The sequence below is a fragment of the Synechococcus sp. CS-603 genome (genome assembly GCF_977929215.1).
Genome location: NZ_OZ376778.1, coordinates 259,575 through 279,460 on the forward strand (window position 1 = coordinate 259,575; position 19,886 = coordinate 279,460).

18 protein-coding genes are annotated in these 19,886 nt (G+C 61.6%); 12 read left to right on the forward strand and 6 right to left on the reverse strand.

What is annotated here, in order from left to right; genetic code table 11:
- The first annotated feature begins 57 nt into the window (after positions 1 to 57).
- From ACXMDM_RS01390 to ACXMDM_RS01410, 5 genes are all read left to right on the forward strand, one after another.
- Positions 58 to 525, forward strand: a complete 468-nt coding sequence (locus ACXMDM_RS01390) for an acyl-CoA thioesterase (RefSeq protein ID WP_071800296.1) — start codon at positions 58 to 60, stop codon at positions 523 to 525.
- Positions 526 to 564: 39 nt separating this feature from the next.
- Entirely contained in the window at positions 565 to 1,869 is a 1,305-nt protein-coding gene (locus ACXMDM_RS01395) for a YegS/Rv2252/BmrU family lipid kinase (RefSeq protein ID WP_071800297.1), read from the forward strand.
- 6 nt (positions 1,870 to 1,875) lie between these two features.
- Positions 1,876 to 3,471 carry a metallophosphoesterase family protein gene (locus tag ACXMDM_RS01400; protein WP_071800298.1) on the forward strand — a complete coding sequence of 532 codons (1,596 nt, stop codon included), beginning with the start codon at positions 1,876 to 1,878 and terminating at the stop codon, positions 3,469 to 3,471.
- A 51-nt stretch (positions 3,472 to 3,522) separates the two neighbouring features.
- Positions 3,523 to 4,056, forward strand: coding sequence for a molybdenum cofactor biosynthesis protein B (moaB, locus tag ACXMDM_RS01405; protein ID WP_071800299.1), 534 nt, complete (start codon positions 3,523 to 3,525; stop codon positions 4,054 to 4,056).
- An 82-nt stretch (positions 4,057 to 4,138) separates the two neighbouring features.
- Positions 4,139 to 5,041 (forward strand): mechanosensitive ion channel family protein, encoded by a 903-nt coding sequence (locus tag ACXMDM_RS01410; RefSeq protein WP_313772248.1) that lies wholly within the window; start codon positions 4,139 to 4,141, stop codon positions 5,039 to 5,041.
- Between the two features lie 37 nt (positions 5,042 to 5,078).
- Here ACXMDM_RS01410 and ACXMDM_RS01415 read toward each other — a convergent pair whose 3' ends face one another.
- On the reverse strand, positions 5,079 to 5,525 hold the full coding sequence (locus tag ACXMDM_RS01415; protein WP_233831079.1) for a cupin domain-containing protein: 447 nt from the start codon (positions 5,523 to 5,525) through the stop codon (positions 5,079 to 5,081).
- 655 nt (positions 5,526 to 6,180) lie between these two features.
- Here ACXMDM_RS01415 and ACXMDM_RS01420 point away from each other — a divergent pair.
- The 4 genes from ACXMDM_RS01420 to ACXMDM_RS01435 all read left to right on the forward strand — a co-directional run bounded on the left by ACXMDM_RS01420 (position 6,181) and on the right by ACXMDM_RS01435 (position 9,252).
- Entirely contained in the window at positions 6,181 to 6,930 is a 750-nt protein-coding gene (locus ACXMDM_RS01420) for a glycosyltransferase family A protein (protein WP_233831082.1), read from the forward strand.
- 181 nt (positions 6,931 to 7,111) lie between these two features.
- On the forward strand, positions 7,112 to 8,107 hold the full coding sequence (locus ACXMDM_RS01425; protein ID WP_071800303.1) for an SWIM zinc finger family protein: 996 nt from the start codon (positions 7,112 to 7,114) through the stop codon (positions 8,105 to 8,107).
- 17 nt (positions 8,108 to 8,124) lie between these two features.
- Positions 8,125 to 8,619, forward strand: coding sequence for an MEKHLA domain-containing protein (locus ACXMDM_RS01430; RefSeq protein ID WP_071801979.1), 495 nt, complete (start codon positions 8,125 to 8,127; stop codon positions 8,617 to 8,619).
- Between the two features lie 198 nt (positions 8,620 to 8,817).
- A complete protein-coding gene (locus tag ACXMDM_RS01435) occupies positions 8,818 to 9,252 on the forward strand; it encodes an Hsp20/alpha crystallin family protein (RefSeq protein WP_071800304.1) in 435 nt (144 codons plus the stop codon).
- A 30-nt stretch (positions 9,253 to 9,282) separates the two neighbouring features.
- Here ACXMDM_RS01435 and ACXMDM_RS01440 read toward each other — a convergent pair whose 3' ends face one another.
- Positions 9,283 to 10,611: a CmpA/NrtA family ABC transporter substrate-binding protein gene (locus tag ACXMDM_RS01440; protein ID WP_071800305.1), complete on the reverse strand. Its 1,329-nt coding sequence runs from the start codon at positions 10,609 to 10,611 to the stop codon at positions 9,283 to 9,285.
- A 378-nt stretch (positions 10,612 to 10,989) separates the two neighbouring features.
- Entirely contained in the window at positions 10,990 to 11,613 is a 624-nt protein-coding gene (locus ACXMDM_RS01445) for a Crp/Fnr family transcriptional regulator (RefSeq protein WP_083544393.1), read from the reverse strand.
- Positions 11,614 to 11,829: 216 nt separating this feature from the next.
- Between ACXMDM_RS01445 and ACXMDM_RS01450 the strand changes: the two genes are divergently transcribed.
- Entirely contained in the window at positions 11,830 to 12,717 is an 888-nt protein-coding gene (locus ACXMDM_RS01450) for a DUF6671 family protein (RefSeq protein ID WP_233831088.1), read from the forward strand.
- 24 nt (positions 12,718 to 12,741) lie between these two features.
- On the opposite strand, the gene ACXMDM_RS01455 is transcribed toward ACXMDM_RS01450, so the two are convergent.
- The 3 genes from ACXMDM_RS01455 to ACXMDM_RS01465 all read right to left on the reverse strand — a co-directional run bounded on the left by ACXMDM_RS01455 (position 12,742) and on the right by ACXMDM_RS01465 (position 15,637).
- Positions 12,742 to 14,040, reverse strand: a complete 1,299-nt coding sequence (locus ACXMDM_RS01455) for an NRAMP family divalent metal transporter (RefSeq protein ID WP_259722769.1) — start codon at positions 14,038 to 14,040, stop codon at positions 12,742 to 12,744.
- Between the two features lie 232 nt (positions 14,041 to 14,272).
- Positions 14,273 to 14,587, reverse strand: a complete 315-nt coding sequence (locus ACXMDM_RS01460; RefSeq protein ID WP_259722770.1) for a P-II family nitrogen regulator — start codon at positions 14,585 to 14,587, stop codon at positions 14,273 to 14,275.
- Between the two features lie 51 nt (positions 14,588 to 14,638).
- Positions 14,639 to 15,637, reverse strand: a complete 999-nt coding sequence (locus tag ACXMDM_RS01465) for a sodium-dependent bicarbonate transport family permease (protein WP_259722796.1) — start codon at positions 15,635 to 15,637, stop codon at positions 14,639 to 14,641.
- Positions 15,638 to 16,269: 632 nt separating this feature from the next.
- On the opposite strand from ACXMDM_RS01465, the gene ACXMDM_RS01470 reads away from it, so the two are divergent.
- The gene (locus tag ACXMDM_RS01470; protein WP_259722771.1) at positions 16,270 to 18,009 is read left to right on the forward strand and encodes a diflavin flavoprotein; all 1,740 of its coding nucleotides are present in this window, start codon (positions 16,270 to 16,272) and stop codon (positions 18,007 to 18,009) included.
- Positions 18,009 to 19,868, forward strand: coding sequence for a diflavin flavoprotein (locus ACXMDM_RS01475; RefSeq protein ID WP_071800312.1), 1,860 nt, complete (start codon positions 18,009 to 18,011; stop codon positions 19,866 to 19,868). The genes ACXMDM_RS01470 and ACXMDM_RS01475 overlap by 1 nt, the downstream gene beginning before the upstream one ends.
- Positions 19,869 to 19,886: the final 18 nt, after the last annotated feature.

A 19,886-nucleotide genomic window follows, 5' to 3' on the forward strand; every position in this document is an offset into this window, starting at 1 on the left:
GATTTCCACTCTCCAGCGGCTCAACACAGCGGCTCAACACCTGCGATCGAACAGCCTTTGACCAGCCCCGCACCCTGGCTTTCCCAGCAGCGCACCGTTCGCTTCGGCGACACCGATGCCGCCGGCGTCATGCACTTCCATCAGCTGTTGCGCTGGTGCCACGAGGCCTACGAGCAAAGCCTGGAACAATTCGGCATCCAGGCCACCGCCCTGTTTCCCAGCCCGAATGGAGGCGTGGCCGTGGCCCTGCCGATCATTCACTGCAGCGCCGATTTCCTCAGGCCCCTGGCCTGCGGTGACAAGCTTTCGGTTCAGCTCACGCCCCTGCCGCTTGACTCCGGCCGCTTTGAGGTCGCCTATGTCTTCCGCCGCAGCACCGATGACAGCCAGGAAGTGGCCCGCGGCCTCACACGCCATCTGGCGATCGACACCTCCAGCCGGCGCCGCTGCCTGCTGCCGCCAGCCATCGATCAATGGCTGCAAGGCTCCACGGCCAAGGCCCAAGCCGAAGTCAAGATGGCCTAGGGCCTTCGCCCCAACACGGCCTCGCGCACGGATTTGAGGATGTCCCAGGCTCTTTGCTTACTGGCGCACCCATCCCAGCTTGAGGCCCTGCTGGCCTGGATGGATCAGTACAAGCCAGCGATCACCGCCTTTGCGCTGCTCACAACACCGGAGCTGGCCCAGGCCTTTCGCCAGGATCCAAGAACCGCCTCTCTCAAGACCACAGAGCTAAGGCCCCTGAAGACCGGCGGTGATATCGAGCTGGCCGGCAAGGTGCTGGCCGCCGAAGTGGCCGCCATCATCTTCTTTCCTGAGATTGGGGGCACGGTGCAGTTGGCCTCGGAGCTGCCGCTGTTGATCCGGGCCTGTGCCATCGAGAACACACCGCTGGCTCTCAATGAAGCCACCGCCGATCTGGCGATGCACGGGCTGGCGCACAGCCGCGTGGCCTATCTGATCTTCAACCCCGTGGCCGGGCAGGGAGATCCCAATCAGGAACTCGCCCAGATCCGCTATCTCCTGGAGCCGCAGATTCTGCTGAATGTGGTGATGACCAAGATCGATGTCGATCCCACCGACCAGGCCAGCGCCATCGTCGCCAGAATCGCAGCCCAACCCGAGAGTGATCCGGGCAGCACGATGATCATCGCCTCGGGTGGAGATGGCACCGTGTCTGCGGTGGCGGGCGCGGTGATCGGCACCGGGATCCCCCTGGGGATCATCCCGCGGGGCACCGCCAATGCCTTTGCGGCTGGCCTTGGCATTCCCTTCGATCTTCGCGGAGCCTGCCGGACGATCCTGGCGGGGAACACCCATGTGATCGATGCGGCCCGCTGCAATGCCAAGCCGATGATTCTGCTGGCCGGACTGGGTTTTGAAGCCGGGATGGTGAGCCGGGCGACCCGGGAGCTCAAGAACCTGCTGGGCACCCTGGCCTATCTGCTGGCGGGTGCCCAGCAGCTGGCCAATCAGGCCACCTTTAAAGCCAGCCTGACAATCGATGGCGAACTGATTGAACTTGAATCCGCCGCAATCACAGTGGCGAATGTGGCACCATCGAGTTCTGTTCTGGCCCAGGGATTCGGCCGGGTCATCCCCGACGACGGCCTGCTGGAGGTCACCATCGCCACACCAGCGAACCCTCTGCAGAGCCTCAATGCCCTGGCCTCGCTGGCGGCTTCAGCCGTGGTGCAGACGCCGACAGATCGCGAGGATCTGCTCTGCTTCCGGGCCCGCACAATCACGATCGAAACCGATCCGGCCCAGCTCCTTGTGATCGATGGCGAAATCGTCGAGGCCAACCCGATCACCTTTGAATGTCTGCCCGGCAGTCTCACGATTTACGCCCCCTTGCCCTCGCCTTAGCCGCTGATGCAGCTGATTCAAGAACCGACGATTCCCGTCAAGATGCACGCCATGCAGCAACGGGTGTGCTGGCAGGATCCGGCAATCACCAGTCGGCAGATCGATCAGACGCAACTGGCCTTCAGCTCCGAACTCGGACCAGAGGATCCATTCAGTTTTCTGGTGCTGGGCGACAGCGGTACCGGGAGTGGCACTGGGCGCCATCGCCGGCGCAGGCCCCAGTGCCAGGTGGCCAAGCTATTGATGGAGCAGGGCAACGGTGCCAGTTTCGTGCTGCACACCGGAGATCTGGTCTATCAGGTGGGCTCCAGTGAGCAATACCGCCGAAATTTCATTCGTCCCTACCGGGATTGGTTGGTGGGCGGTGATCAACCGAAGAGAATCGCCTATGACCAGATGACCTTCAAGCTGCCTTTCTTTCCCGTTCTCGGTAATCACGACTATTACGATCTGCCCCTGCTGCTCGGACTGCTCTCTGGGATCACCGGCCCGCTGCAATGGCTGTTGCGCTCTTTGATCAACCTGGATGTGGGCTGGCATGGCTCCCACCGCGGGGATGCCTTCGCCCGCGCCTTTCTCGATTACCTCAAGGGCCGTCCCAAACACTCGCTGGGCGACCATCTCGACCAGCACTACACCAGCAGGGTGGATGACAGGCGCTGCCTCACCTACCGGCCCGGCAACTTCACGCGGCTGCCGAATCGTTACTACAGCTTCCGCCATGCCGGCATTGATGTCTTCGCGCTCGACTCCAACACTTTCAACCAACCCTTGCCGGGACAGGGCTCCGGTAAGGGGGGCCAAAAGCGGCAGGATTGGCTGGCCGAACGGGCTGAACTCCACCAGCAGAAGGCCGAACGACTCAAGGCCATCGGCCTGGAATTGCTGCCTTCGTTGCAGAACACGGAACCGGGCGATCGCGCTGATGATCTCGCTGGTGAGATCGAGGCGATCGACGAACAACTCCTCGATATCGAGAAGCGCCTGAACAGCGGGGATGGCGCCGACAGTGTCGATCAGGAGCAACTTGACTGGCTCCGGGATCGGTTGGTGGCCTCCTGGCGCAACCCGGCCGTGCGCGGGCGCGTCCTGGTGCTTCACCATCCGCCGTATGTGACCGAGGCGACCAAGTGGTTCCAGGGGCAGACCCTGGCCGTACGCCATCAACTCCGCCGGGTGCTCGATCAGGTGGCCGCGGAACTGGAGGAAGCACAGGTTCAGCAAGGGCAGAAGCAACCCCTGCTGGATCTGGTGCTGAGCGGCCACGCCCACTGCCTGGAGCTGCTGCGCAGCGGCGACACCGGCCATGGCGACGCCCACATTCCCTGGCTGATCTGTGGGGGCAGCGGCTACAGCCTGCGCCGTCAGCGGCCCGAAGGAGCGGACCTGCAGGAGCGGATCGAAGCGGCTGACTGCACGGTGGCGTACTCGCAGCTGTTCATCGGCCGCAGTGGCAAGGGCAGCAGCCTGCGGCGCCCCTATTCGGCTGTGCGGCTGGAGGTCTCAGCCGGCCGCCCCCCCCGATTCACGCTTCGACCGTTGGTGGCCGAACGCCGGCAGCATCGCTGGGAGAGCCCTGAACTGGAGCCCATCACGTTCTGACGACAGAGAAGCCGCTGCCTACAGTTCGCTGGTGTTTGATTCAAGCCTCCGGTGAGCCTGACGGTTGCCCTGCTCACCGTTTCCGATCGGCGCAGCGCCGACCCCGCCAGCGGCGATCCCTCCGGCGATCTGCTGAGCGATCGGCTGAAAGCCGCCGGTCACCGGCTGGTGGATCGCGCCCTGCTTCCCGATAACCGCTATGCCATCCGTGCCGCGATCAGCGGCTGGATTGCCGATCCGGCCGTGCAGGTGGTGATCAGCAGTGGTGGAACCGGCCTCACCGGCCGCGACGGCAGCCCTGAGGCCGTCGCACCTCTGCTCGACAAAACAATCGAGGGCTTCGGGGAGCTGTTCCGGGTGCTCTCCTTTGAGACGATCGGTACCAGCAGCCTGCAGAGCCGCTGCCTGGCCGGCGTGGCCAACGGCACCGTGATCTTCGTGTTGCCGGGATCACCCGATGCGGTGACAACAGCCTGGGACCGGCTGATCAGCGCCCAACTCGATGGCGGCACCCGCCCCTGCAATTTGGTGCAACTGCTGCCACGGCTGCTGGAAGACCCTGAGCAAGCTGAATTGGCTCCCTAGGAGCCTTGTAGATGCTCAGCAATGAAGAAGCCCCAAGCGATACGAAAACATGCAGACTTTAATTCAGTGGGTCAGCTCTTTATTGGCCGATCCCCTCGTCTCGAAGCTATTCATTGCTGTGGCCGGACTTCTGGTCATCAGCCTATTGATTCGCTCATTTCAATATTCACTAACACGTTATCTCAAAGATTCTGATAGCCGCTACTACGGGCGCAAACTCATTACTTTTTCTGGATATCTTGCGGGCTTTGTCTTCATTACGATCGTCTTCAAGGATCGGCTGGGTGGCTTGACCGTTGCCATTGGTGTTGCGAGCGCAGGCATTACCTTTTCCTTGCAGGAAGTGATTGCCAGCGTGGCAGGCTGGATTGCGATTTCAGCTGGTGGCTTTTACAACCCGGGGGATCGGGTCCAGATAGGAGGCAGTAAAGGGGATGTCATTGATATCGGCATACTTCGAACAACGTTGATGGAACTGGGCGAGTGGGTGGAATCTGACCTTTACACGGGAAGGATTGTCCGCATCGCCAACAGCTTTGTGTTCAAGGCGCCAGTCTTCAATTACTCGGGCGACTTTCCCTATTTATGGGACGAGATCAAAATCCCTGTGAAGTACGGAAGCGATCATCGCTTGGCACGATCCATCCTTGAACAAGTGATTGCAGAGATGATTCCAACCAATACAACAGCGAATGTCAAAGCCGCCTGGCAAGTGATGTTCAGGAAGTATTTAATTGAAGATGCCAGAATTGACCCCGTCGTCAGCCTCGTTCTCACTGACAACTGGATAGAATTCACCATTCGCTACGTGGTTGACTACAAAACCCGACGCCTGATCAAGGATCAGCTGTTCACGCGAATTCTCGATGAGTTTGCAAGGACAGAACAACGCGTCAACATTGCATCCACCACGATTCAGTTAACCGAAGCCCCCACGCTTAACGTGAAATTAGACAACAATCGGCCGGAGAACAATCGGCTATGAATACAGAGCTGCTTGGAAAAGAGTAGTGGCTACACGCCTACTCACGCTCGGCACTGGTTGCTGGAGCGACTTCAAGGACGGTAATCGGCTTGCCCTCCACCCCCGCATAGACCATCACGATCTCGGCGGTTTCCGTGCCGTTATTGGTGCCGTAGTGGGGCTGGTTCACCATCTCGATTATTCCATCGCCCGCCTTGAGTTGTTTGGAGGGGCCCGCCTCACTGATCACCAGCAGCTGGCCGCGGATCAGCATGCCGGCGTTGATCACCGGGTGGATGTGCATCGGCAGCTTCACCCCCGGGGGAATCGTGATGTGCAGCACGGTGAGCTCCGGCTCACCTCTGGGATAGGCGGGCAGGCGCGTGCCGTTCCACGCCTGGCCGGATCGGACCAGCGTTTGCACCTGGACCCCAGCGGGCTCGCCATCCGCCACTGCCTTCAGGCTTGTCAGCAGAAGACTGCCACCAAGCAGCAGCAGGGCCAACAAGTGCTTCTGGTGCTTCTGGAAAAACGGTTTTGTCTGAAGCATCGTCTGTCAACTCTCGGGCTAGCAGCAGAAGTTAGCCGACGAAACGGAAAGAGACAGGCACTGCTGCATCAGTTTTAATGCGGAGCGAAGAAGCCATTAGCGCCTCAAGACAGTGGACCGCAATCTGGTTGCTGGCATGGTCGGAATCTACGTTCATGTTAGATAGCGGCAGCTCCAGCACTGGTGAAACTTTCTTCCTTAACGACAACATCCATGTATTTCCAGCAAGCTATTTTATAAGCCGCTCTTTAAGCGCTAGCAAAAGCATCGACCACCTGAATATTAAGCCGAATTTCAACCGCTCAGCCCTAAGATCGCAAACTCCAATCAGCGCGCTGGCCGCCGCACGCCGAAGGCTTCAACATGGGCTCACGAGATCAACACACAAAATGGTAAGATGTAAGGCTGAGCTCATGAATGAGATTTCAAGCGATCGCAATGTGCTATTTTATTATCAAATATTGTAAAGTGTAAGCCTTAAGCCACAGTCACCAAGGCTGGAGAACTAAAAGTTCCAGTCATTTTTGAGTTAACCAAAAAGCAAGTCTTAGGCAACTGGATGACTGTTAGCGTTATTACTCCAACCAGGCTATTGCCAGATCGGCTGAGCATGTTGGTGGAATTAAATCAAAGCCTACAAAACAATGATTGTGTGGTTGAACACGTTATTGTCGTTGATGGCCAAAGCGGTGAAGCCCTGCCAAGCGAGATCCGCAAGACATCCACAGTCATCAAGACAGAGCGACCGATTGGCCAGGCCGCAGCACGCAATTTAGGCCTGGCGATTGCCCGAGGCGGTTGGATCACAAGTGCCGATGACGATGATTGGCTCTATCCACACTCCATTGACAAAAGACTAGCCGCGTTAAAAGGGCAACATGGTGCTCTTTGGTCAGCCGGATATTGCACAGATGATTGCAAGATTGATCCAGCAATCGTGCCAGCAGGGCCCAGCTCTCCTGGAGACATCTGGCGTAGTTGGCCAACACCAAAAGCCAGTATTCCACTAGGGCCGACAACCTTGTTGGTGGATGCCAATCTTCTGAAAAAAGCTGGCGGATGGATGGGCCTGCCCCAAGGCGAAGACATTGGCATGATGATTGCCGTAACCTGTATGGCGCCAGGCATTGTGATTAAAGACTATGTCTATCATATTCGCTTGCATGAGGGGCAGATGACAAAGACAAAATGGTTTGACGATTTAGAACTCCTGTCAAGGCGATGCGCCTGGGAGCGGGGTGAACAGATTATTTCGCATACGCCGATCGGCAGCCATCCATGGAGTGGCGCAACCGCTCCTAACTACAGCTCAGCAAGAAAGGGCAATCAGGCAACAACAGCCAAGCTCCTTTCCGTATAAACAAATTACATAACTACTAAAAACCGCAGCAAAAGCCCACAAAAAATTATATCGCAAAGCGGTCTATTTTCTTGTATTTTTAAAGAAGTAAGGTGCCATCAACGCTTGTGTTCTGTTTGTTCCACTTGTTCTGTCACTGCCCTGGTGGCTCGCAGGCCCCGCCACTCGGCATACTTTCTCCATGACCTCCTCCGGCACCAGCGTCGCCTCCGGCGGCAGCCCAATCACCACCCAGCTGGGTCAGCAGGGCCTGGGGCAGCAGCCCTGGTGGGTGGAGCAGTGGATGGAGCTGATCAACTCCTACCGCTACAAGAAACGGCTGGAGCGCGCCTGGACCTACGCCCGCTCCGGCAACGTGCTTTCGATCCGCTTTGAGGGGCGCCGGGTCCATGCCCGGGTGCAGGGCACCGAAGCTGAGCCCTACAAGGTGAAGCTCTGGCTCGACACCCTCTCCGACGAAGACTGGGGCTACGTGCTCGAAGCGCTCGGCCAGAAGGCCCGCTGGTCGGCCCAGTTGCTGGCTGGCGTGATGCCCCAGGACATCGAGCGGGCCTTTGCCGCCAGCGGCAAGCGCCTGTTCCCCTTCAAACTGCAAGAGGTGCGCTGCGAGTGCAGCTGCCCGGACAAGGCCGCCCCCTGCAAACACGTCAGCGCCGTCTACTTCCTGATGGGCGACCGCTTCAGCGAAGACCCCTTCGTGCTCTTCCAGATGCGGGGGCGCAGCCGCAGCCAGCTGCTCGCCGATCTGGCTGTGCAGCGCCGCAAATTGCTGGTGTCCAGGGCCGCCAGCGCCAAAGCCGCCGCCAAAACTGCTGCCAAAGCAGAGGCCAAAGCAGAAGCCAAGGGGCGCTCCAAAGCTGGAGGCAAGGGCCAGGCCCCAGCCCCGGTGCCCGCTGAGCCGCTCGCCGCCCAGGCGCCGCACCCGGTTCATGCCGCCATCACCGACCCGAGCCTGTGGTGGTCGTACGCCGCTGCCCTCGATCCGGATCTGGTCGTGATCACCCAGGCGATGGAAGGCGAAACGGGCCTGGATGAGGCGGGCGAACTACCGCTCGCCGCCGAACCCCTCTTCCCAGAAGCCAACCGCCTTTTCCTGGAGCAGCTCAAGGCCCAGGGCAACCGGCTCGGCAAGGCGGCCATGGCCCAGGCGATGGGCAGTGGCCCTGATCCCGGTTGATACCGGTTGATGCCCGTTTGTTCCTCACGCCTGAGCCGCTGCCGGCGGAGTCCCCCTGGCTCAGCCCTGCCGCCCTGGAGTTCGCCGAGGCCTTGCTCGCCGCGTTCCACAGCGGTTTCGGCCGGCCCCTGATCGCCAGCCAGGCCAGCCACTCCCGTGGCCGCGCCCAGGACCTGTTCGCCGCCTCTGCCGTGGTGCTCGCCCATGGCGGCGGCGACGATCCCCGGCTGATCTATGCCAACGCCGCGGCGCTTGGCCTCTGGCGCCGGCCCTGGAGCGCCATGGTCGGGATGCCGTCGCGGCTCACCGCCGAAGCCTCCGAGCGCCCAGGGCGCGCCGAGCTGCTGGCCACGGCACGGCGGCAGGAAGCCATCAGCGGCTACAGCGGCATTCGCATCGACAGCCAGGGCCGCCGCTTCCGCATCGAGTCAGCCCGGCTCTGGACCGTGCGCAACGCCAGCGGTGCGGCCTGCGCCCAGGCGGCCTGCTTTTCCCGATGGTGGTGGCTCTGAGTGAACGCGGCCTGCCTGCTGGTGATTGGCAAGGCGTTCGGTTCTCCGTTCTGGCGTGGAGGGTAGACCGACCGAGGCGTAGACACCGTACCGAATGGATCGGTTTTCGCCGGCTTGGTTGGCATCAAAAGGCGCCACATTGGCTTGGCGGGTGATCCATAACCCACCCGAATTCATCAATCCGTAGAGGACATCACCATGCTGACCCTGCGCCATTCCCCCTTCGAACTGTTGGAGCGCCTGGAGCAACAGGTGCGCCAGACCGATCTCGTTCCTGCCGCCGAAGTGCAGGAAAGCCAGACCTCCTACACGGTGGTCTTGGAACTCCCCGGCGTCGATCGCGGATCGATCGATGTTCAAGCCAGCGACCGCTCCCTGGTGATCAGCGCCAAGCGCGAATCCCAGACTCCTGCCACGGACAGTGGCGACGCTCAGCAGGCCCAGAGCAACGAAGCCAAGCAGGCGACTCCCCTGCACAGCGAGTTCAACTACGGCCTCTTGAAGCGCAGCTTCCAGTTCCCCGTTCCGCTTGAGCGCACCGGCCTCCAGGCCCGTTACCGCGACGGCCTGCTCACCGTCACCGCCCCCAAAGCCCAGACCCACACTCCCGTGACCGTACGGGTAGAGGACTGACGGGGCTGGAGCCTGCCTGCGCAGGCAGGCTCAGCGCTTGATCTTCAGGCTGTCGAGATAGGCCTGGGGATTCTCCGGATCAAAGACGATGCCGTCAAAGAAGGTTTCCTTGCCCCGCGAGGAACCGCTGGGAATGTCGGCAGCGGGAACGCCCACCTCAATGGCCGCTTGACGCCAGAGATCTTCGCGGACCACCTTGTCAACAAGGGCCTTCGCCTGGGCGATGGTATCGAGCTGTCCGGGGTGGAACTTCCAGCGGATCGATTCCACCAGGAACCAGAGATTGAGGCTCTTGTAGGGGTAGGAAATCACACCGCGATCGCTGTTCCAGTAGAGCGGACCAAGCTTGGGATCGTTGGAGGTCTTCAGGTCGGCACCGAGCTTGTACTGGGCCTTGAGGGCCGGCTCAAGCACGGAAACCGGCGTGTTGAAGTAGGCCCGGGAGCTGAGCATCTGGGCGAGCGCCATCTTGTTCTCGGGCTTGTCGGCCCACTGCTGCGCCTCGATCAGTCCCTTGAGCAGGGCGATGGTGGCCTGCGGGTGCTTGTCGACCCAGTCAGCGCGCACAGCCAGGAATTCCTCCGGGTGAACGGGCCAGATCTCGGCGGTGAGCGCGGCGATGTAGCCGATATTGTCGGCCACGATCCGGAACGGCCAGGGATCACCGGTGCTGAAGGCTTCCATCGAGCCGTTGCGCATCCCCTGCAGCGTTTCAGTGGAGGGCACCGTCAGCAGCTCGATGTCCTTGTCGGGGTCGATGCCGCCTGCACCAAGCCAGTAGCGAATCCAGAGATCCTGATTGGCATTGGCAAAGGTGTGGGCAGCCCGGAACTTGCGCCCATCGGTCTTGGGGAAGCCAAGGATGATCGCAGCAGCAGGGGTCAGGTTGACCCGCAGATTGGCCTCCTTCAAGGAGTTGGACACGGCAATTCCATTGCCCTGGCTGCTCAGCTGCGCCAGCACGTACATCGGCACCTTCTTGCCGTTGGTGATGAGGCCCTCAGTGATCAGGTGCGGCATCGGCAATTGCCACTGGCCGCCGTCAATGCCGCCACCGGCTGAGCCGATCACCACGTTTTCACTGGCGTCGGGCCAGCTGGCCTGCTTGGCCAAGGTCACCTCAAGGCCATGCTTGGCAAAGAAGCCTTGTTCCACACCGGCCACCAGGGCAGCGGCCTCCAGGATCGGGACATAGCCAAGCGTGATCGACCTGGTTTCGAGCTTGGCCGCGGCCGTCGAATTAGAGCTGGCTCCATCAGCAAGTCCGCCCCGATCAGGAGCGTTCCCACAGGCGTTGAGCACCAGGGTGCTCGCCAGGGTGGCGCTGAAAATGGAGAGAAATCTGCGGCGACGCGGCATGGTCAGGCTGACAAGAGAAAGAAGGGGAGAAAAATGGAAGCCAACAGAAAAACGACGCAATATCTCGCTCTTTGGCTGTGAAATTCTATAAACCTCGCGTCAGCGAGGTGGCCAGATCAGGATGCAGCCACGCCAGTCCAAGCGCCAAATCAAGCCCCGAATCAAGCGGGTTGGGGAAGGGATTGCTGGTCTCCATTCCTGCGGCCAGGGCTGCGGCTGCAGGACCCTAAGGCCGCTTGGGACGACGAAGCGAGAGAGTTGAATCATTGATTGTCTTTGTCATGCACGAGCGCGAATGGCAGCGATCAGCTCCGCCCATCCAGCCAATAAGGAAGGAAACGAGGCAGAAGCGATCCAGCCAAGCTCAACCCGGCCGAGCTAGAGGTGCCAGGGGTGCCCGTGGATTCCATGGGGAAGCAGCAGATCGACATCTCTCCTGGTCACGATCAGACCGCTGGCTTTGAAACGGCTCAAGGCTTTGGTCACGCTTACCCGGGTCATGCCGGTGAGATCAGCCAACATGCGATGGGTCAGGTTCATTTCCTGCAGCGATACCACGGTGCCCTGACTGCTGATCATGCCAAAGCGTGCTCCGATCCAGTGCAGCAGATGGATCAGCCTGGAATCAACAGGCCGGAGCCTGCCGATCTGGAGCAGGCTGATGGCCTGGGCCATCTGGTGATGAAGACAGGCGGACAGCTCCTCATTCGACGGGCTGACTTCCTCCACACTGACCCTTGTCAGGCAGACTCTTTCCATGGCTTGCCCCTTCGAATTCAGGGGAGCAATCAGATCACCGGGACCGGCCAATCCGATCGTCACAACATCGCCATCCAGCGTCCAGGTATTGGCGCGGATGTAGCCATCGACCAATCTCCAGCAGAGATGGGACGGCAGGATGCTGGCTGCATCCAGCGTGAGCTGAAGTTTTTCTACGGTCAGGCTGTTGATCATGAACCCAAGCAAAGGATGGAGTAATGAGAAAGAGGGAGTGAACCCCATCGGCAAGGGATCAACACGGCAAACATTTGTTTTGTTTTTCGTCTTTTTGCTGATGCCGAACCCTAGGGACTTGAGCGTGGACTTGGATCAATTCTGGCTAAAGGGTTCTTAATCCAGGCAATCAGCTGTCGTGATCGGATTGACGCACTGTTGCTCCTTTCCCTGTGGATTGATGAACCGGCGTAAATTATTGATTCCATTGATTTCGCCAGCAGCGTGAGCCCTGGGCTTGGACCTGATTTTTCTGCCCCTGGCTGGCTGGGCTGGGGTCGGCGGGTGAGCCTCGCCACCCGGCACGGCAAGGAGAAGGTGATCGCCAGGCCTTTCCGCAAGGGTCTGGGGGCGGAATTGGTGCTCGCCAGCGGCTTTGACACCGACAGCCTCGGCAGCTTCAGTGGCGAGCGGCCCCGGCTCAGCGATGCCGAAACCACCTGTCGCCTTAAGGCCGAAGCGGGAATGGCAGAAACCGGGCTGGATCTGGGCCTGGCCAGCGAAGGCAGCTTCGGGCCGCACCCGGCCCTGCCCTTTCTGCCCCTGGCGATGGAATGGATGGCCTGGGTGGACCGGGCCCAAGGCCTGGTGATCACCGAGCAGCTGGTCGGCTGTCGCACCAACTTCGACCATTGCACCGCCAGTCCCGGCGCGGATTTGGATCCGTGGCTGGACCGGATCGGCTTCCCCACCCACGCCGTGATTGTGCAACCCCATCGGGCTCGCGCGAAACCCTGCCTGAGCAAGGGCCTCGGCGCCGTGGCCGAACTGCGCGAGGCGATCGAGCAGGCCAGCCGTGCCTCCAGCGATGGGCTGGCCCTGCTGGAAACGGACATGCGCGCCCACCAAAATCCCACCCGGATGGCCTCGATCCGGGTGCTGGCCTTCAAGTTGGTGCGCCGGATCGCCAGTCCCTGCCCAACCTGCGGGGCCCCGGGCTGGGGAAGGGTCGACGTGCTGCTGGGGCTGCCCTGTGACTGGTGCGGCACGGCCACAGACCTGGTGCGCAGCGAGCGCTTCGGCTGCGTGAGTTGCTCAGCCAGTGAGGAGCGGCCGCGCGCCGATGGGCTCACCAAGGCCGATCCGCAGTTCTGCCCGCTCTGCAATCCCTGAACGGTTGACCCAGGATCCGTGGCCTCAGCGGCTGAGGCCAGTGACGGCGAAGAGCAGCACGAAGCCGCCAAGAACCAGCAGTCCCAGCCGCGCCACGGTGAGCAGAGCGGGGCCCAGCCGGCGGTCCGGCGGCACCTGGCGGCCCTGGATCACCTGCAGATTCATCCAGCCGAGCAGGGGGGTGGTCACGAACGACACCACCATCGCCAGCTGCACCAAGGTGCCCATCGAGCTGGCGGAGAAGAGCAGAATCCCGGCGGCAGCAAAGCCATGAAGCCCGATCCAGAGGCTGTGGTCGCTCTGGTTCTGAACGTCGCGGCCCCGGAATCCCCGCAGCAGCCGCAGCCCGGCCGAAGCCGAACGGGGATAGCCATCCAGGCAGGTGAGGGTGGTGCTGAACATCGTGGTGAAGGCCGCCAGGGCAATCAGGAGATAGGCCCACCCCCCCAGGCTGGCGGTATAGAGCTCGATCAGTTGCTGCGCAAAAACGGCACCGGCCGGCGAAAAGCTGCGGCCGGTGCCGTGCATCACCCAGGCCCCCAGGACCAGGAACAGCACCGCCATCAGCACAGTGGCGCCGTAGCCGATGTTGAAATCGGCCTCCAGCTCCGCTTGGCTGCCTTGATGGCCGGAATCCTCGCTGCGCGCAAAGATCCACAGCGATGACCAGGCCGCCAGATCAAGCGGACAGGGCATCCAGCCCATCAGGGCAATCAGGAACGGCAGGGCCGGCAGGGTCCAGGGGCTGGGGCTGAACATCGCGGCGATCGGAGCCCCGGAGACAGGCCCTTGAAGCAGGGCGGCCAGGGTGGCGGCGGTGGTGCTCAGCACCAGGATCGCCACCACCAGCTTGCTCAACCGATCCAGGCTGCGGTAGTGCCCCCAGAGCAACAGCAGTAGAGAGAGAACCAGCAGCAGCACGGCCAGGTTGGTGGCACTCAGCAACGCCCCGATCGAGGCCGGCAGCAAGCTGGTGGCCAGGCTGCCGCTCACCGCTGCCACCGCCACGATGTTGGCCACGCCGGTGGCGGCGGTGATCAGCAGGAACAGGGGCAGATACCACCGTCCCTGGCGTTGGTAACCCTCCAGCAGGCTCAGTCCGGTGGCGGCGGTGAATCGCGTGCCGACCAACAAAAAGGGGTACTTGATCAGGTTGATCAGCAGCACCAGCGCCAGCAACCCGAGGCCATAGCGGGCCCCCGCCTGGGTGGAGGCGACGAGGTGCGAACCACCGATCGCGGCGCCGGCCAACAAAATGCCGGGTCCAAGGCTCTGGCGCAGACCCGCCAGGCGGTAGCGCTTCGAAGCGGTGATAGGAATCATGGCAGCCAAAGGCAGCCATCAGTTTGACCAATCGGCCAGCCGCCGGACAATCGGCAGAGCACAGACTTGGCACTTGCTGGCGGCGCCCACGTGCGTTGCCAACGTGCGTTGTGCCAAATCACGATTGGCCACAGCCGTCAGTGCACCCCGCAAAGAAAAATCCCGGCCTGTGTAGACACACAGCCGGGATGGGAACGATGCAATGGGTTCGGATCAGTCAGATGGGATCAGATCAGAATTTGTGGGCGCGCAGAGCCTCCACCGAGGAGATGTAGGTAATGCAGGAGTAGTTGTCAAAATACTTCTCCACCACCTTGTTTTGAATGGCATCAGCCAGCTCACGGCTGGATGTCAGCACTTCAAATTTGATGTTGGAAAACGTATGAGAAACACTGGGTTCTCCCGTGGAGCGAACATTACGGCTACCTTCACCAGCCGCCGCAAGGATGGTGTATCCAGTGGCGCCCGCTTCCTTGATGATCTTAGCGATCTTCTTCAGCAGAATTTCTTCTGTGATGATGATCAACTTGCAGACTGGTTGGCTCATGGGAATGATCTCTGTTTGGAAGTGAGTTGAACAACGAAGGGATGGGGGCGCTTACTTGCCAAGCATGACCTCAGCAAGGCCCATGAAAAGCGGAATGCCGATGGCGATCGCCACTGGAGTGCCGATAGCGGTGGAAGCACCAATATAAGAAGATGGATTTGCCGTGGGAATACCAGCTCGAAGTGTCGGAGGGCCCGAAATATCAGAACTGGAGGCAGCGATCACAGCCAGCACAACAGCACCACCGATGCTGAAGCCAGTGAGCTTGTGAATCAGCAGGCCAACACCAAAACCGATGAAACCATGAAGCAGGGGCGCGATGAAAGCATAGATGGCAAACCATTGGGCCACTTTGCGCAGCTCATTCATACGCTGTGCGGCCTCCATACCCATGATGATCATGAGAACGGAGAGAAAGCCACGGAAAAGTAGATCATAAAAGCCTTCATAAACACGTTCAGGCCTGGTCAGAATGCCAAGGGCAACACCCAGCAGCATGGCCGTAACGGCAGAGCTCTGCAGGCTTTCCTTGATGATCGGCCAGATCTCGACTTCGTCAGACGTGTCAGGGGAATTGCGGCTGGTATAAACGCTTGCCACTACGATCGCCGTCACCAGCGCCGGGATATCCATGAACGGATAAAGGGCCGCACTCCAGGTCTCGTACTGGATGTTTGCCGATTCCAACTGGGGCAGAACCGCGGCGAGGGTGGAACCACTCACAGCACCAAAGAGACCACCTGTGGCGATGGCATCGGTGAATTTAATTCCCGGCAATCGCGCCAAAGTGAATTGACTGATCACCACGATCAGGATGCCAATCAGCACAGCCCCCAATGCCGGGAGAATGATCTCAGACAGGTTGGAATTGCGAATGCCAATGCCTGCGCTCAAGCCGATCTTCAAAAGCAAGAAGAACGTGATGAACTTGTAAATGGCATCCGGGATCGCCAATTGGCTACCGAACGAGGCAACAACGATGCCACCGATCAGGAAGCCTAGCGTTGGAGACTGAAGCTGCTTAATAAAAAGCTCAAAGAAGTCGGACAATTCAAATCCTCTGGTGTTTTGGTAAATGAGGTTGCTGGGAGAATTCAAAAGTCTTGGGCCGAATTCATCCCAAGCCTGCAACCAGATTGATGGGTTTCAGACCGTGTGTTCCAGGACACATGCGACTGCTCGAGCTGATGCCATCGCCATAGGCAAGGAAAACCACACGAGGTGATTTTGATGCCTGACAGGCACACAAGACCGCAAAAGCGTTAATGAAATTAACCTTTTGCGCGCATCCCGTTCTTGGTCAGGGCGAACGGGAGAACCTGAAGCGTGGGACCGAATCACCTGAGTGATCAAAAGCGCTCAGCAGGGAGACATAAAGGACTGATGTATTGGTTGCGTGACGTTAATTCCATCACGATGGCACTGGGTGCCTGTTGGACAAAGAGTTGCAAATCCTACAGATAAGCAGGGATTATCTGACGGCGATCTGATCGGCATATTGCGGGGAAAACCATAACGATTGCCGGCTTCCGTAACGGCTGGGCGTGAAATCTGCCGGTGGCCCAAGCCGTGCCTATGGCGGCCATCAGATGCCCGAATCGGCCCGGCCGGGCCCGGACGGCTCTGGAGCCAGGGAAATCCCAACGAAGTTTCTAGAGTCGGCGTCCTTGCAGACGCCGTCGATGACTGTCGCCACCGCTGCACCCCCCCGCCTTTCGCTCCAGTGCGAGGCGATCGGCGCCGATACCACCACGATCCGTTCCCTTGACTGGGACCGCAGCCGCTTCGACATCGAATTCGGCCTGCGCAACGGCACCACCTACAACGCCTTTCTGGTGCGGGGCGAGCGCACCGCCCTGATCGACACCAGCCACGCAAAATTCGCCGATACCTGGCTGCCACTGCTCGAAGGGCAGATCGATCCAACCACGATCGACTACCTGATCGTGTCCCACACCGAGCCCGACCACTCCGGCCTGATCGGAGCGGTGCTGGAGCGCAACCCCGAGATCGAGATCGTCGGCTCGAAGGTGGCGATCGCCTACCTGGCCGACCAGGTGCACCGGACGTTCAAGAGCCGGGCTGTCAAGAGCGGCGAGGTTCTCGATCTCGGCACCAACCCCAGCAGCGGTGTGGCCCACCGCTTCGAGTTCCTCAGTGCTCCCAACCTGCACTGGCCCGACACGATCTTCTCCTTCGATCACGGCACCGGCATCCTCTACACCTGCGATGCCTTCGGACTGCACTACTGCTCCGATGCCGTTTTCGATGTCGACCCCGGCTCAATCGCCCCAGATTTCCGCTTCTATTACGACTGCTTGATGGGCCCAAACGCCCGCAGCGTGCTGCAGGCCCTCAAGCGCATGGACGCCCTGCCGGAGCTAAGCATGATCGCCACGGGCCATGGCCCCTTGCTGCGCGATCACCTCAGCCTCTGGATCGGCGACTACCGCGACTGGAGCAGCCAGCGCAGTGCCGGCGAAACCTATGCGGCCGTCTGTTATCTGAGCCAGTATGGCTTCTGTGACCGGCTCAGCCAGGCCCTTGCCCGCGGCATCGGCAAGGCCGACAGCCAGGCCCAACTGGTGGATCTGCGCTCCACCGACCCCCAGGAGCTCGCCGCCCTGATCGGTGAAGCCAGCGCCGTGTTGGTGCCCACCTGGCCGGCCAATCCCGACGTGGAAACCCAGCAGTCGATCGGCACGCTGCTGGCCGCCCTGCACGGCAAGCAGTGGGTGGCCGTCTACGACGCCTACGGCGGCAACGACCTGCCGATCGACAGCATCGCCGCCAAGCTGCGCAGCCTGGGCCAAAAAGAAGCCTTCCCGCCGCTGCGGGTCAAAAAGGTGCCGGATGGCAACGACTATCAACGCTTCGAGGAAGCCGGCACCGACCTGGGCCAGGTGCTCGGCCGCGCCAAGACGATCGCGGCGATGAAGGCGCTCGACAGCGACCTCGACAAGGCGCTCGGGCGGCTCAGCGGTGGCCTCTACATCGTCACGGCCCGCCAGGAGGAGCGCAGCAGCGCCATGGTGGCCAGCTGGGTGAGCCAGGCCAGCTTTGAGCCGCCGGGCCTCTCGATCGCCGTGGCCAAAGACCGCGCCATCGAAACCCTGATGCAGGTCGGCGACCGCTTCGTGCTCAATGTGTTGCAGGAGGGTCAATACCAAGACTTGCTGCGCCATTTCCTGCGCCGCTTCCCGCCCGGTGCCGACCGCTTTGAAGGCGTGGCCACGTTGGAAGGGGCCGCCAGGGGCGGGCCTGTGCTCAGCGACGCCCTGGCCTTCCTGGGTTGCCAGGTGGTGCAGCGGATGGAAACCCCTGACCACTGGATCATCTATGCGGAGGTGGAGGAGGGCACCGTGGCCGATGCTGAGGGCAGCACGGCCGTGCACCATCGCAAGGTTGGCAACCACTACTGATGGGCAACTCCAGCTCCGCCACCCCCAGTGCTGATCGCAGCGTGATCCTGCTGCCGATCGAGCCTGGTCTCGTCTGCCTGCGCGGCCTCAGTCCGAAGCGGCTGCGCTTTGAGGTGGAGTACGGCCTGGAGCGTGGCACCACGGCCAACGCCTATCTGTTCACCGACGGCGAGCATGAGGGCGCGCCGATCGGGCCGGTGCTGGTGCATCCGCCGGGCCAATCGTTCGCCGAGCCTTTCCTGGCGGCCCTGGCAGCTGAGCTGGAGGCCGCCGCCACCCGCGCCTTGCCCACCCCCTTGCCACCGCTGCGCTTGGTGGTGGGCTTCACCAACCCGAACCGGGTGGCTTTCCTGCGCCAGCTGGCCGCCCGCTGGCCCGATCTCAGCCTGATCGCCTCCAACGCCGGCGCCCGTCTGCTCGCCGACCTCTGGCCCCAGGTGAAACCGAGCGCGCCGGGCTCCAGCGAACCGCCAGCGGCGCTGCCACCGCTGCCGCCGATCACAATCGTCAAGGGAGAGGAGCTGCTGGAGCTGGGGCTGGGCCGCCAGTTGCGGCTGATCCCGGTGCCCACCCCCCGCTGGCCCGGCGCCCTGGTGGCGTTTGAGGAGAGCAGCGGCCTGCTGATGAGCGGCAAATTCTTCGCCGCCCACCTCTGCATCGAGGCCTTTGCCGAGGCCAACCGGGTGAGCAGCGAGGAAGACCGACGCCACTTCTACGACTGCCTGATGGCGCCGATGGCCCGCCAGGTTGAAACAGTCGTCGACCGGCTCGAAGACCTGCCGATCCGCACGATCGCCCCGGGCCACGGCCCGGCGATCAGCGAGAGCTGGCGCAGCCTGCTGGCCGACTACCGCCGCTGGGGCGAGAGCCAGGGGAAGGCGCAGCTGTCTGTGGCCCTGCTCTACGCCAGCGCCTACGGCAACACCGCCGCCATCGCCGATGCCCTGGCCCAGGGGGTTTCGCGCACGGGGGTGCGGGTCGAGAGCGTCAACTGCGAATTCGCCCCGCCCGAGCAACTGCTCGAAACCATCCGCCGCTGCGATGCCTTGCTGATCGGCTCGCCCACCCTGGGCGGCCATGCCCCCACCCCGATCGTTTCGGCCCTGGGCACCCTGCTGGCCGAAGCCGACCGGGCCAAGCCTGTGGGAGTGTTCGGCAGCTACGGCTGGAGCGGCGAGGCGATCGACCTGCTGGAAGCGAAATTGCGCGACGGCGGCTTCCGCTTCGCCTTCGAGACCATCCGGGTGAAGTTCAGCCCCGACGGCGCCACCCTCCAGCGCCTGGAGGAAACCGGCACGGCCCTGGGGAGGGAACTGCTGGGTCAGCAGCGCCGCAGCAAACGGATCGCCGCCGGTGGCCTCAGCCAGAGCCTCAGCAACACCGCGGTGCTGGCCCTGGGCCGGATTGTCGGCTCGCTCTGCGTGCTCACCACCCGCCGCGGCGAAGGCGAGGCCGCTGTGGGAAGTGCCATGGTGGCTAGCTGGGTGAGCCAGGCCAGCTTCACCCCGCCGGGCTTCACCGTGGCGGTGGCCAAGGACCGGGCCGTTGAAACCCTGCTGCATGTTGGCGATGCCTTCACGCTCAACGTGCTGGCTGAAGGGCGCCAGATGGGCCCGATGAAACAGTTTCTGCAGCGGTTTCCGCCCGGCGCCGACCGCTTCGCCGGCCTGGAGCTGGAGAGCAGCCCCTCGGGCCAGCCGGTGTTGCCCGAGGCGATGGCCTGGCTGGAGGCGCGGGTGAGCCAGCGGATGGAATGCGGCGACCACTGGCTGCTCTATGCCCAGGTGGACCATGGCGGCCTGCTCGATCCAGTCGCCCTCACCGCCGTGCACCAACGCCGCAGTGGCGCCAACTACTGACTAGCAACACCGATCCCG